Origin of the sequence: Achromobacter kerstersii, assembly GCF_902859595.1 — a bacterium.
GTDB classification, from domain to species: domain Bacteria; phylum Pseudomonadota; class Gammaproteobacteria; order Burkholderiales; family Burkholderiaceae_B; genus Achromobacter; species Achromobacter kerstersii.
The window spans coordinates 386,655-401,166 of the sequence record NZ_CADIJQ010000001.1 but is presented as its reverse complement, the minus strand read 5'-3'; the positions used below and the strand labels follow the sequence as shown (position 1 = coordinate 401,166).

Annotated in this window: 5 protein-coding genes; all 5 read right to left on the bottom strand. The window is 66.4% G+C overall.

The window, feature by feature from the left end; genetic code table 11:
• Positions 1-2 precede the first annotated feature (2 nt).
• The 5 genes from ubiT to HV765_RS01750 all read right to left on the bottom strand — a co-directional run bounded on the left by ubiT (position 3) and on the right by HV765_RS01750 (position 14,375).
• Positions 3-422 (bottom strand): ubiquinone anaerobic biosynthesis accessory factor UbiT, encoded by a 420-nt coding sequence (ubiT, locus tag HV765_RS01770; protein WP_175168567.1) that lies wholly within the window; start codon positions 420-422, stop codon positions 3-5.
• Positions 419-1,336 carry a U32 family peptidase gene (locus HV765_RS01765; protein WP_175168566.1) on the bottom strand — a complete coding sequence of 306 codons (918 nt, stop codon included), beginning with the start codon at positions 1,334-1,336 and terminating at the stop codon, positions 419-421. Before HV765_RS01765 ends, ubiT begins: the two co-directional genes overlap by 4 nt.
• The gene (ubiU, locus tag HV765_RS01760; RefSeq protein WP_175168565.1) at positions 1,327-2,343 is read right to left on the bottom strand and encodes a ubiquinone anaerobic biosynthesis protein UbiU; all 1,017 of its coding nucleotides are present in this window, start codon (positions 2,341-2,343) and stop codon (positions 1,327-1,329) included. The genes HV765_RS01765 and ubiU overlap by 10 nt, the downstream gene beginning before the upstream one ends.
• Positions 2,344-2,417: 74 nt before the next feature.
• A complete protein-coding gene (locus tag HV765_RS01755; RefSeq protein ID WP_175168564.1) occupies positions 2,418-2,879 on the bottom strand; it encodes a DUF4019 domain-containing protein in 462 nt (153 codons plus the stop codon).
• Positions 2,880-2,963: 84 nt separating this feature from the next.
• Entirely contained in the window at positions 2,964-14,375 is an 11,412-nt protein-coding gene (locus HV765_RS01750) for an ESPR-type extended signal peptide-containing protein (protein WP_175168563.1), read from the bottom strand.
• Positions 14,376-14,512 lie beyond the last annotated feature (137 nt).

The following is a 14,512-nucleotide window of genomic DNA, read 5'->3' as shown; positions in this document are numbered from 1 at the left end:
CCTTACATCGCTGGCTTCAGCCACGCGGGGCGCGGGGCGGCGTCCAGCCAATTCTTGACGATAAGCCCCAGTTCGGTGTCACCCGAAATGCGCAGGCGCCGTTGAAAGAACAAGGTGTCCGCATCGGTGTCGGCGCGCATCAAGCTCAGCAGGTCCGCCATCGTTGCCCCCAGTTCCAGCTCGGCGGGCGCGCCATGCCACATCGGCCGAAACGCCCCGCCCCGCACCCCGAAACTGCTGCGCAGCCCAAAGTCTTCGATGGTGATGGCGAAGCTGCGCCCTTCCAGTTCGGGCGGCGGCGCCAGCCATTTGAAGCGGCGCGCCAATTCCAGCCCGGCCACGAAATGCATCGATACGAGCGGCGCGGGCAGGCGCCGCCCCACCTTTGCCAGCAGACCCGGAAACCCCATCGCGACGCTCATGCTGCCGTCTCCAGAAGTTCAATGCCCGAGCGGCCGTAGTAATAGCCATTACAGCGCCCCATCCCTGCGGGCGGCGTCACGGCCCCGGGCTCGCCGCCCGCGCGGATCGCATCCAGCGCGGCAATGGCGTCAAGCGTTCCTGCCGACTGCGGATTCACCCGCATGACCTCGACACCCATGCTGGCCAGCTCCCTTGCCTGCGCCAACAAGTCCAGACAGGCGGCGGATTGCACCTGGATGCCGTTGATACTGAGAAATTCATTGGATTCGCGTGTCCGCATGTCGAGCCCATCGGGGTGTTCAATGCACCGGAATCCGCACTCATCCTTCTTCAAGCGGAAATGGCGCGCGGTAAAGCAGCGCGCCGAAAACGCCAGCGCCATGCGGCCCCACACCAGCACTTCGGCGGCCAGCCCGGCCGGGCGTTCTTCCAGCAGCCGGGCAAGCGTATTGCCATCCATTTCCAGCGGCGCCACAAAGCGTATTGCGCCCAGGCTTGCCAGCCATTGCAGGGTGCCGCCGTGATACGCATTGACGTGCGGCCCCGCCACAAAGGGCCGCCCGCCCAAATGCCGCAGGGCGCCGACTTCACCCGCCTCGATCATGAAGTCTTCTTGCGCGCACAGTTTCTTTAACGCCAGCGCTTCCGCGCCCGTTTCGATCAGCGTACGCCCCGACAGCACCACCGTCTTGCCCGTGGCGCGCAAGTCCCGCGCCAGGTCCAGCCAATCGCCCGCGCGCAATTCGTGGCGGCGGCTGCACACCGTTTCGCCCACATAGAGGATGTCTGCGGCGCTGTCGGCCAGTTCTGCATAGAAATCCAGTGTGTGTTGGCGTGGCCAGTAATACAGCAACGGTCCAACAGCGATCTGGAAGGCGTTGCGTTCAAGGGTGGGGTTGCGATCTATTTCCATGGCCGTTCGAATGCGCCTTGCGTGACTTGGGAACCTTCTGCGTGGCGCGCCAGCAAGGCGTTCCACTTGGGCAGCGGCGAAAACCGTGCGGCGTCGGCATGCGCGCTGTCCAGCGCCGCCCGCAGCGTGGACACCACTTGCGCGACATACGCCGGGCTGCGCTGCCGCCCTTCTATCTTGATGGCCGTCACCCCCATCTCCGCCAGGCGCGGCAACAGGCCGATGGCGTTCAGGCTGGTGGGTTCTTCCAGCGCGTGGTCGGCGCGCCCTTCGACTTCGAAGCGGCCTTTGCACAAGGTGGGATAGGCGGCAGGCTCGCCCGGTTCGTATCGATCAATCAGAATGCCCGACAGACGCGCGTCCATCCGGCCCCGCGTTTCCACCCATCGCACGGCGTGGGCGGGTGAACAGACGCCTTTGTTATTCGGGGAATCGCCCGTGGCGTAAGACGACAGCAGGCACCGCCCTTCGGCCATGACGCACAGGCTGCCAAAGCCGAAGACCTCGACTTCCACGCTGACGTTGGCGCAAATGCGCGCAATCTCCGCCAGCGTCAACACGCGCGGCAACACCACACGGCGTATGCCGAACTGTTCCTTCATGAGTTCGATGGCGTCGGTGTGGGTGGCGGACCCTTGTACCGACAGATGCAAGCGCAGATCGGGGTAGCGGTCGCTGGCATAGGCCAGCAAGCCCGCATCCGCCATGATGACGGCGTCCGCGCCCAGGTCGTGCGCGGCGTCCACCGCCGCGCGCCATTCCTGGCCCCTGCCCGCTTGCACAAAGGTGTTGATGGCGAACAGCACCTGCCGGCCGCGCTGATGCGCGAGGTCGACGCCCGTTCGGATATCACTTTCCGAAAAATTCAGCCCGGCGAAGTTGCGAGCGTTGGTGGCGTTGCGCAAGCCCAGATAGACCGTGTCGGCACCTGCGTCCAAGGCGGCGGTCAGCGCGGCAAGGCTGCCCGCTGGCGCCACCAATTCCAGGGGATGGGAAGATGTTTCCATGCCTGGCAGTCTAGAGTCCGGCCATCGGCCGGACCTTGTCACAGATCAACATAGCGGCTGACGCGCGAGCCTGCCTACATGGCCGGCTGCGCGTCCGCCGCAATTTTTCGCACCACGTATCCCATCGGCACCCAGCGGTTCTTGTTCGCCACCATCGATACGGTCTCGGTCGCGGGCATGTTGCGGAACTGGGTGGTGAAAATGACGTTCACGTATTGCCCTTGCGGCAGATCCACCGGGTCTGTCACGCGCACCACCTGCACCCATTCGCGCCCGGCGTAGCGGCCGACTTCGGTGCGCAACTGGCTCAGATAATCAGACCAGCCCTGTTTGTCCACGCGCTGCTTCATGATGTCGCTACTGGCGCCCCACATCTTGTCCGTGGAACCGGCGTCCGACATCGACACCCATTGCTTGGCGGCCGACACCGCGCTGTCCAGCGACGGGTCCGCGGCCAGCGCCGGCGCGGCCAAGGCCATGGCGCTGCACAACACGCTGGCGCGCACGCCACGAGAGATCAGGTTCGTCTGTTGCATAAGTCCTCGCTATGAAAAGAAAAGCACCGCACTGACAGGTTCACCCCGGCTGGCAAAGGCAATGCCTTGCCAGCCGGCGCACCTTCACCACTGAAAACCTGCGCCTACCACTGCGCCAAACGTGCCGCGCGTGTTCGTGGAACCCGACATCTTGTAGACCCACTTGCCGTTGCCCGACACCGTTGACAAGCCCATCGCAAAGCCTTGCTGGCCGTCATACGTGCTGCCCGCGACAGAGAACATGCCCCGGCCCGGCAGATAAGCCTGCGCCAACCCCGCCACCGCCATCGCCGTGGCGGTGCCGCCCGACGCGTCGCGCCGGTAGCGGTCCATATCGTTGCGCAGGTTCTGGAACTTGCCGTCGGTGTAAGCGTTGGACTGCTGCACCGCGCCGCCCAAGCCCGCGTTCAGTTGCTGCACGTTGACGGCGTCGTTGTCCTGCACCCCGTCGGCCACATTGCTCAACGTGACCGGGCCGCCCCCATTGCCCAGCGTGATCCGGGAATAATCCACCGCCTTCGTGCCCGGTGTGGTGGCGTACTGCACCGTGCCCTGCTTGGAGGCATTCAACTGCTGCACGTTGACGGCATCCGTCTCTGCCGTGCCCGCGGCGACGTTGGTCACCTGCCGTTCCTGGCCCGCCGCGCCGACCGACACCACGTTCTCGCGGCCCCCGTCCGAGCTGCCCGCGCCCAGCGCCACGGAATTGGCGCCTCGGGACTGCGCGCCATTGCCCAGCGCCGTGCTGCCTGCCGCCGATGCCACCGCCCCCGCGCCGCCTGCGGTAGACTCTGCGCCCGTTGCCGTGGGCGCCGGCGTGGGGCTGGTCTGATTGACCTGGAACATGCCGCTGCCGCCTTGCGTCAATCCGCTATTGACCGTGGCAATCTGCTGGTCGGTATAGAGATTGGCCTGCGTCAGCGCGCCGTCCAATTGGCGCAGGTTCACGGCGTCCGTCGCGTTCTGCGCATCGGCAACGTGGCTGACGGTGCGTTCGGCCCCCGTGGCGCCCACCGACACCGTGCCCGCAATCGTGTTGGACACGCCTGAGTATTTGCCGGTATAGATCGGTGCTGCCCCCATGTTGGCCACCGCCCCGGCGCCCAACGCCACATCGCCCGCCTGCTGGGCCTGTGCGCCTGCACCCAGCGCCAGGCTCTTGTCGCCGGTGGCGGCAGCGGTGGAACCCAGCGCGACGCTGTTGTCGCCACTGGCCCCCGCACTTGCCCCCAGCGCCATCGACTGCGCCCCATTGGCCAACGCCGACGTGCCCAAGGCAATGGCGGACCCCTGGGCCGAGCGGGCGGACGAGCCGATCGCGATGCCGTTGGGCGCCGTGCTGTCCACTTCCGCGGCCAGCCCCATCCCGATGCCGGCGTCACCATTGACGATGGCCTCCGGCCCCACCGCGATGGCATCCGCCCCCACCGCCAACGCATCGGCCTTGGTGCTGTCAACGTGGAAGTACTTGATAGGCGTCACGGTGACCGCCGCGATTGCGCCCTGCAACTGGCGCACCGTCACAGCGTCTTGCGCCTGCGTGCCGTCCGCCACGTTGATGACCTGGCGCAGCATGCCCGGCGCACCCACCGAGAATGCCCCCGGCGTAACGGCCCGGGTAAGGGTCCGCGTAACGGACGCCCGGTCAGAGATAGACCCTTGCCCGATGGCGATGCCGCCATCCACGGTGGCTTGCGTATTCGCACCCAGGGCCAGACTGCCCGCGCCGCTTGCCTGTGCGTTATAGCCAATGGCGGTCGCACCTTGTCCCGTTGCGTACGCATCCATCTGCATCAGGCCAGTGTCGTTGGTGCGCTCGTATCGAACCCCTTGCCCATTGACGGCCGGGTCAGTCTTGCCGGCAAAGCTGTTCACCGTTGACACAAGCTGGGTCACGGTCTGGTTGGTGGCGTACAACTGCGATCCGTTCACGGCGTCCCAGCTGCTGGCGGCCAGCACGCCCGGCGCAACCCGCGTGATGATGCTGGGGCCGCCAATGCTTCCGTGTGCGGCGGAGTACGCGCCGACGCCGCTGTTGGCCGTGGGGTCCCACATCAAGGCATCCGTGCCGACCTGTCCGATTCGCGTGCTCACCTGCGTCAGTTGCCGCACGTTGACCGCATCCGTCAGATCGCTGCCCGGCGCCACGTTCGTTACTTTGCGCAGATTGCCCGCGGACCCTACCGACACTTCGCCAGCCGAGCTGATGGTGCCGGCCAAACCGAAGGCCACGTAGCCAGTCTGCGCCCCCACCGCGACGACGGACCCTTGGCCCAACGCCACGTTGGCGCCCGTCAGCCCGGCCGTGATCTTGGCGCCCTGACCCAGCGTCGTGGAATTCGCCACGCCGTTGTCGCTGGCTTGGTTACCCAGCGAGAGCGAGCCCGCCCCCGTCGCCAACGCGCCAAAGCCGCCGGCCGCACTGTTCGCGCCCGATGCCAGGGGTTGTGCGGACGTCACTGCGGCGTCGGCCACGAAGGGCCCCGCCCGGCCGCTGCTGATATTGGAAACCAGCGTATCCAGCCCGCCAATCGCCGTGCCCAGACTGCTGTAGGTGTTGCCCTGCACGGTATAGCTGGGCGCCGACACGGTACCCGTGGCCGGGCTATACACCGCGCCGCCTCCCAGACTGGACGCAACGCTAGCACCCAAAAGCGCCGCCGAGCCCTTCAGTTGGCCGACGTTGACCGCATCGGTTGAGCCACTGCCCGCCGCCACATTGGTGAGCTTGCGTTCCGCGCCCGCCACGCCCAGCGACACCTCGCCTTCCGAGCTTTGCACGGCGCTCAGGCCGAAGGCGGCGTAATTGCTCTCTGCGCCAATGGCCGACACCGCGCCTTGCCCCAACGCCACGTTCGCCCCGGCCAGGCCGGCAGTTATGCTTGCGCCTTGGCCAAGCACCGTCGAGTTGGCGACGCTGTTGTCCGTGGCTTGATTGCCCACGACGGTGGACGCCGCCCCGGTTGCCGACGCCCCAAAACCCCCCGCCGCGCTATCCGCGCCAGCGGCCAGCGCCTGTATCGTGTTGACGCTGTCGTCCGACACAAACGGGCCGCCCTTGCCGCTGCTGATGGTGGTCACGGCGCTGCTGATGCTGGTCACGGCATTGTTGACGCTGGTGACCGCATTGTTGACGCTCGTCACTGCCGTGTCCAAACCGCCGATGGCGCTACCCAAGTTCGAGTAGGTGTTGCCTTGCACGCCATAGCTGGGTGCGGTGATGGAACCGGTTGTCGGATCGAAGGTCGATCCCCCGCCCAAGTTGGATGCCACGCTTGAACCCAAGGTGCTCAGGCCGGTCGTTGCGGCGTTGGCGACGCCCGTCAGTTGGCTGACGTTGACTGCGTCCGTTCCTGCGCTGCCCGCTGCCAGATTCGTGAGCTTGCGTTCGGAACCTGCCGACCCGATCGATACTTCCCCGCTGGAGCTTTGCGCTGCGGACAAGCCGATCGCGGTGTAGCCCGTCTCTGATCCGACAGCTGCGGTCGACGCTTGACCCAACGCGACGTTCGAACCGCTCAAGCCGGCAGTGATCGTTGCGCCTTGACCCAGCACCGTCGAGTTCGCAACGCTGTTATCGGTGGATTGGTTACCGACGACGGTAGACGCCGCACCTGTCGCCGACGCGCCGAAGCCGCCTGCGGACGCATCTGCACCCGACGCAATGGCTTGCGCCGTCGTCACGCTGTTGTCGGAGACGAACGGCCCGGTCTTGCCACTGCTGATGTTCGCCACTGCATTGTTGACGCTGGTCACGGCGTTGTTGACGCTAGTCACCGCCGTGTCCAAGCCGCCGATGGCGCCACCCAAGTTCGAGTAGGTATTGCCTTGCACGCCATAGCTGGGTGCGGTGATGGAACCGGTTGTCGGATCGAAGGTCGATCCCCCGCCCAAGTTGGATGCCATGCTTGAACCCAAGGTGCTCAGCCCGGTCGTCGCGGTATTAGCGACGCCCGTCAGTTGGCTGACGTTGACGGCGTCCGTTCCTGCGCTGCCCGCCGCCAGGTTCGTGAGCTTGCGTTCCAAACCTGCGGACCCGATGGAGACTTCGCCGCTGGAGCTTTGCGCTGCGGACAAGCCGATCGCGGTGTAGCCGGTCTCTGATCCAACTGCTGCGGTCGAAGCTTGACCCAACGCTACGTTCGAACCCGTCAAACCAGCCGTGATCGTCGCACCTTGACCCAGCACCGTCGAATTCGCAACGCTGTTGTCGGTGGCTTGGTTACCGACAACCGTCGACGCCGCGCCCGTCGCCGACGCGCCGAAGCCGCCTGCGGACGCATCTGCACCCGACGCAATGGCTTGCGCCGTCGTCACGCTGTTGTCGGAGACGAACGGCCCGGTCTTGCCACTGCTGATGTTCGCCACTGCATTGTTGACGCTGGTCACGGCGTTGTTGACGCTAGTCACCGCCGTATCCAAACCGCCGATGGCGCCGCCAACATTCGAGTATGTCGACCCTTGCACGCCATACGTCGGCGCAGTGACTGTCTGGCCGACCGGGTCGTAGGTCGACCCCCCGCCCAAGTTCGATGCCACGCTTGAACCCAAGGTGCTCAAGCCCGTCGTTGCAGCGTTGGCGACGCCCGTCAGTTGGCCCACGTTCACGGCATCCGTAGACGCGCTGCCCGCTGCCAGGTTCGTAAGCTTGCGTTCCGAACCTGCCGACCCGATCGATACTTCCCCGCTGGAGTTTTGCGCTGCGGACAAGCCGATCGCGGTGTAGCCGGTCTCTGATCCAACTGCTGCGGTTGACGCTTGACCCAACCCGACGTTCGAACCGGTCAGGCCGGCAGTGATCGTCGCACCTTGACCCAGCACCGTCGAATTCGCAACGCTGTTATCGGTGGCTTGGTTACCGACAACGGTAGACGCCGCGCCCGTCGCCGACGCGCCGAAGCCACCCGCCGACGCATCAGCACCCGACGCAATGGCTTGCGCCGTCGTCACGCTGTTGTCGGAGACGAACGGCCCGGTCTTGCCACTGCTGATGTTCGCCACTGCATTGTTGACGCTGGTCACGGCGTTGTTGACGCTAGTCACCGCCGTGTCCAAGCCGCCAATGGCGCTACCCAAGTTCGAATAGGTGCTGCCTTGGACACCATAGCTGGGTGCGGTGACTGCGCCGGTTGCCGGGTCGAAGGTCGATCCCCCGCCCAAGTTGGATGCCACGCTTGAACCCAAGGTGCTCAGGCCGGTCGTTGCGGCGTCAGCGACGCCCGTCAGTTGGCTGACGTTTACACCGTCTGTCCCTACACTTCCCGCTGCCAGGTTCGTGAGTTTGCGTTCCGAACCTACCGACCCGATGGATACTTCGCCGCTGGAATTTTGCGCTGCGGACAAGCCGATCGCGGTGTAACCGGTCTCTGATCCGACTGCTACTGTGGAGCCTTGACCCAACGCTACGTTCGAACCCGTCAAACCAGCCGTGATCGTCGCACCTTGACCCAGCACCGTCGAATTCGCAACGCTGTTGTCGGTGGCTTGGTTACCGACAACCGTCGACGCCGCGCCCGTCGCCGACGCGCCGAAGCCACCTGCGGACGCATCTGCACCCGACGCAATGGCTTGCGCCGTCGTCACGCTGTTGTCAGAGACGAACGGCCCGGTCTTGCCACTGGTGATGTTCGTCACTGCGTTGTTGACGCTAGTCACTGCATTGTTGACGTTGGTCACGGCGTTGTTGACGCTGGTCACGGCGTTGCTGACGCTAGTCACCGCCGTGTCCAAGCTGCCGATGGCGCTACCCAAGTTCGAACAGGTATTGCCTTGCACGCCATAGCTGGGTGCGGTGACCGCGCCAGTTGCTGGGTCGAAGGTCGATCCCCCGCCCAGGTTCGACGCCACGCTTGCACCCAAGGTGCTCAAGCCCGTCCTCGCCGCGTTAGCGACGCCCGTCAGTTGCCCCACGTTCACCGCATCCGTCGACGCACTGCCCGCCGCCAAATTCGTGACCTTGCGTTCGACGCCTGCGGAGCCCAGCGACACCTCACCGCTGGAGCTTTGCGCCGCCGCCAATCCGATGGCCGTGTAGCCGGTCTCTGCGCCCACGGTCGCCGCTGAGCCTTGACCCAATGCCACGTTCTCGCCCGTCAGGCCCGCCGCGATCATTGCGCCTTCGCCCAGCACGACCGAGTTCAGCACGCCGTTGTCGGACGCCAGGTTGCCCACGACGGTTGAACCATCACCCGTTGCCGACGCGCCAAAACCGCCTGCCGCCGTGTTGATGCCCGACGCAACCGGCTGCGTGGCCGTGACATTGCTGTCCGCCACAAAGGGGCCTGCCTTGCCGGTGCTGATGCCTGCCACGGCGGAATCCAGCTGGCTCAGCGCGCTGCCGACGCTGCTGTAGGCGCCGCCTTGAATGCTGTAGCTGGGGGCTCCGACTTGGCCGGTGCCCGCGTTGTAGCTTGCGCCACCGCCCAGACTGTTGGCCAGACTGGTGCCCAGGTTGGACGCCGCGCCGCGCAATTGTGCGACGTTGACCGCATCCGACAACGCGCTGCCGGCCGCCACGTTGGTGATCTTGCGGCGGCTGGCCGCCGTGCCGACCGACACTTCGCCGCCAGAGGTTTGCGCGGCCGACAAGCCAAAGCCGCTGTAGCCCGTCTCGGCTCCCACCAGGGCGGCTGAGTCTTGTCCCAACACGACGTTGGAACCCGACAATCCTGCCGCGACCGATGCGCCGCGCCCCAAAATCGACGAGCCCGCCACGCCGTTGTCGGTAGCCAGGTTGCCTATCACCGTCGCGTCCGCGCCAGTGGCCGACGCGCCAAAGCCGCCCGCGCTCGCGTTCGCACCGGATGCCACCGCCTGCGTCGCGGTGACGCTGTTATCCGACACAAATGGCCCGGCATCACCCGACATCAAATTGGTCAGAGCGGTGTTCGCGCCGCCCAACGCCGCGCCGACATTGGCGTACGCAGTGCCTTGGATCGTGTAGCTGGGCGCGCTGACCGTGCCAGCCGCCGCACTGTAGGCCGCGCCGCCGCCCAGGTTCGTAGCGATGCTCGAACCCAGGTTCGACGCCGCGCCGCTCAACTGCGCAACGTTGACCGCATCGGTCAACGCGCTGCCGGCCGCCACGTTGGTGATTTTGCGGCGGCTGGCCGCGGTGCCAACGGACACCTCGCCCGCCGAGTTCTGCGCCACGCCCAGTCCGAAAGCGGTGTAGCCGGTCTGAGACCCCGAGGCCGCCAACGCCCCTTGGCCCAGCGCCACGTTGGCGCCCGACAAGCCTGCGGCAATCGATGCGCCCTGGCCCAACACCGTCGAATTCGCGACCCCGTTGTCCGTGGCTTGATTGCCGACTACGGTCGATGCCGCGCCGGTGGCCGACGCGCCAAAGCCGCCCGCACTTGCGTTTGCGCCGGATGCCACCGCCTGCGTTGCGGTGACGCTGTTGTCCGACACAAAGGGCCCAGCATCGCCCGACATCAAATTAGTGATGGCGGTGTTCGCGCCGCCCAAGGCCGCGCCGACGTTGGCGTACGCCGTGCCTTGGATCGTGTAGCTGGGCGCGCTGACCGTGCCAGCCGCCGCACTGTAGGCGGCCCCGCCGCCCAGATTGGTGGCGATGCTCGCACCCAGGTTCGACGCCGCGCCACTCAACTGCGCGACGTTGACCGCATCAGTCAACGCGCTGCCGGCCGCCACGTTGGTGATCTTGCGCAGTCGCACGCCCGAACCCACTGACACTTCGCCTCCGGACGTCTGCGCGGCCGACAGGCCAAACGCGGTATAGCCCGTTTGCGAACCTATTGCGGCCGACGACCCTTGGCCCAACGCCACGTTCGCGCCTGCCACCCCCGCGGCAACGGAGGCTCCCTGCCCCAACACCGTCGAATTGGCGATGCCGTTGTCCGTGGCCAGGTTGCCCACCACCGTCGACGCCACGCCAGTGGCCGACGCGCCAAAACCGCCCGCGCTGGCGTTTGCGCCAGACGCGACCGCCTGCGCCGCGGTGACGCTGTTGTCTGACACAAAGGGGCCGGCGTCACCCGACACCAAATTGGTGATGGCCGTGTTCGCGCCGCCCAGGGCCGCCCCCACGTTGGAATACGCCGTGCCTTGAATCGTGTAGGCGGGTGCGCCGACCGTGCCGGCTAAGGCGCTATACGTCGCGCCGCCGCCCAGGTTGGTGGCGATGCTGGTTCCCAGGTTGGACGCCGCGCCCGTCAACTGCGCGACGTTCACCGCGTCCGTCAACGCACTGCCGGCCGCCACGTTGGTGATCTTGCGGCGGCTGGCCGCCGTACCCACCGACACCTCGCCCGCTGAGTTTTGCGCTGCCGCCAAACCGAATCCCGTATAGCCAGCCTGCGACCCCACCGTTGCCGCGGAAGCACGTCCCAAGACGACGTTGGACCCGGTTAGCCCGACCGTCACCGACGCGCCTTGGCCCAGAATCGTGGAGTTGGCGACCGCGTTATCCGTGGACTGGTTGCCCACGACCGTGGACGCCACCCCCGTGGCCGACGCGCCAAAGCCTCCCGCCGCTGCGTTTGCCCCCGACGACACGGCTTGCACCGTTGTCACGCTGTTGTCCGACACAAAGGGGCCGATCTTGCCCGTCACCAGATTGGTCAGCGCCGTGTTGGCGCCGGTCAATGCCGTGCCGACGTTGGTGTAGGTCGTGCCTTGAATGGTGTAGCTGGGCGCGCTGACCGAGCCCGTGGCGCTGCTGTAGGCCGCCCCGCTGCCCAGGTTGCTGGCCATGCTGGTACCCAGATTGTTGATGCCCGAGTTCGCGGCGCTGGCCACGGCCGTCATCTGCTGCACCGTCACCACGTCGTTCGAATCCGAGCCGTCGGCAACGTTCTTGATCTGGCGCTTGGCCGCGGGCGTTCCTACCGAGACGGCCCCCGCGGCCATGTTCGCAGTGTTGTTGAAGGCGATACCGGTGACGGGGCCTGCCGTGCTGGGCGAGACCACGCCGCTTGTCACCACGTTGGCCAAGCCCGTTGCGCCCGCCCCCAAGGCGATGGCGCCCGCCACACCCGATGTCGCGCCGTTGCCCAACGCGATGGCGTTGGCGGCCGAGGCTTGCGTGGCCGCGCCCAAAGCGATGCCGCCGCCACCCGTGGCCGCCGCCGTTCTGCCGATGGCGGTGTCGTTGATACCCGTGGCGCTGGCGCTACCGCCGATGGCGATGGCGTCGGTGCCTGTTGAACCCGAGTTGGCCCGGGTGTTGCTGCCCACGCCCGTGACGGTGGAGTTGGCGTTGAAGTAGTTGGTCGGCGTGGACGCCGACGCCGACACTTGCTGCGCCACTGCGAACAGCTGAGACCCGTTGACGGCGTCCGTGCTGGTGGAACTGAGCAGGCCGGTCGCCACGCCCTGTATCCGGCGAGCCGTGCCCAGGCTCCCCACACTGACCACGCCCGTCGGCGTCACCTGCCCGCCCAGGAAATTGTAGGTATTGCCGTTGATGGTGCTGCTGCTGTAGGCGGTTGTACCGGCGGTAATGGCAGACGGGCTGGCTGTCGTGATGGCGTTGCTACCCAGTGCCACCGAGTTCGCGATGCTTGCTGTAGCCAAATATCCGAATGCAACCGTGCCGTCCACCGTCACGTTGTTGCCGGCCAGATAGCCGCCCGCGACGTTGAAGTTGCCGCTGACGTTCTGGCCCGAGCTTCGGCCAATGGCCGTGTTGAAAGACCCCGAGGCTGCCATGCCTGATTGCGCGCCGATTGCGGTATTGCTGCCGATGCTCGCGTTGAGGCCGCCACCCGCCAGATACCCGATGAACGTGTCCTGCGCCGCCATCGCCACCGACTGATCGCCGATCGCGATCGTCGAGGCCCCCACGGTTTTGGCTTGCGGCCCCACCGCCACCGAGCTCGCCCCCCCGGCATTGCCCAGATAACCCAGCATGACCGAATTGGCGCCGCTGGCAGCGCCTTGGTAGCCAATGGCGATGGCTTGTCCTGCGGTCGCGCTGGCTTGATAACCCAACGCGATGGTGCTGCCTGCCGTTGCGGAAGAACCGGAACCCATCGCAATCGACGCTAAGCCCGTCGCCGTGTTCAAGTCGCCGATGGCGACGGCGCCTTGCCCGGTTGCCGGGTTGGTATTGCCAATCGCCACCGCGCCGCGCCCTGCCGCCGTCGACGACAAGCCTGCGCCAAACGCGCCGCTGCCCCCGTTCGCCTGTGACGATGATCCCAGCGCAATCGCCCCGGTGGTCGATGCCGAGTTGCCGCTGCCGACCGCCAGTGCGCCCGTCGCCGTCGCGCTGTTGTTTGCGCCCACGGCGACCGCGCCCGTACCCGTCGCCGTGTTGGGGTCGCCGATGGCGACCGCGCCATCCCCCGACGCGATTTGTTGGCGGCCAATCGCAACCGCTGCGCCCAGCGCCGTCGCGCTGTTGGCCGATGTGTTTGACGAGCCTATTGCCACGTTCTGGCCGGTTCCGTTTGACGAGACCCCATCGCCCACAGCAATGCCAAACACGCCCGTTGCCTGCGCGCCCCGCCCGATAGCGATACCGGACGTCGCTGCGATGCTTACCGACGACTGTCCGCCGATGGCAATGGCATTGGTGGCCGCCGCGTTGGCGCCGCTGCTCGTGTTGCCGCCCAGCGCGACCGCGCCCAGCGCCGTGGCGCGCGCGTTATTGCCCACCGCCAGCGAGCTGCTTCCGGTGGCCTGCGCGCTATTGCCCAAGGCCGTGTCATTGATCGGCGAACCTATTGACGCCCCCGCGATGGCGTTGGCGCCCAACGCCAAGGCGTTCTGGTTGTAGGCCTGCGCGTTGACGCCGCCCGCAAAGGCGGACGCGCCCAGCGCATCCGCAGAGGTCCCCAACGCCACGGCACCCGTTGCGGTAGCCGTGCTGGAAACCCCGATGGAAATCGTCGTGTTGGCCGATGCGACTGCGCTCTGACCCAGCGCCACGGCACTGGTACCCGCCGATGACGCGCCCGTGCCAAGCGCCACCGAACCGCTACCGCCCGCCGTCGCTCCTTGCCCCAGCGCCGTGGCGCTGGTGTTGGACGCGATGGCCCCCGCGCCGACCGCCACCGAGTTGTTGCCGGTGCCGCTGGCCCCCGCCCCGAAGGCCGTGGCGCTGGTGCCGCTGGCCACGACCAGCGCCCCCACGCCCGTCGCCGTGCTGCCCGTGACGTTGGCCAGACGCCCCACCGCAACCGAGTTCGAGCCTGTCGCGATGGACGCATCGCCCACCGCGACACTGACGTTCATGGCCGTAGCGCCGAACCCGCCGCCGATCGCGATGGAGTTGGCATCCACCGTGGCCGGTGTCAGCCCGCCAGTCGTAATGGGGCTGATCACCATGCCTTGAATGGCCGTACCCGCCCAGACGGGCCCGGCTATTGCCGCCACCACCATCCATGGCGCCGCCCTCTTTCCTGCACGGCGGATGGCTGCCAGACGCGCGCCGCGGTTAGCTTTCCCCCGGGTCTTCGTCAATTCGGAGACGGCAACCCAAGCACCAGCAATCTCGCTCCACACAAGGCTATAGATCTTGTTCACGGCCACTCTCCATTGACGAATTGCGCCATCCGCAGGCAGTCATTCAAAGCCGATTCAATTAGTAAGAATCAGAGTTTTTTCTCAAACAAATTTCCAGATTGATGGGCGGAATCCTAGTGAGCGCACCGATGCCGACT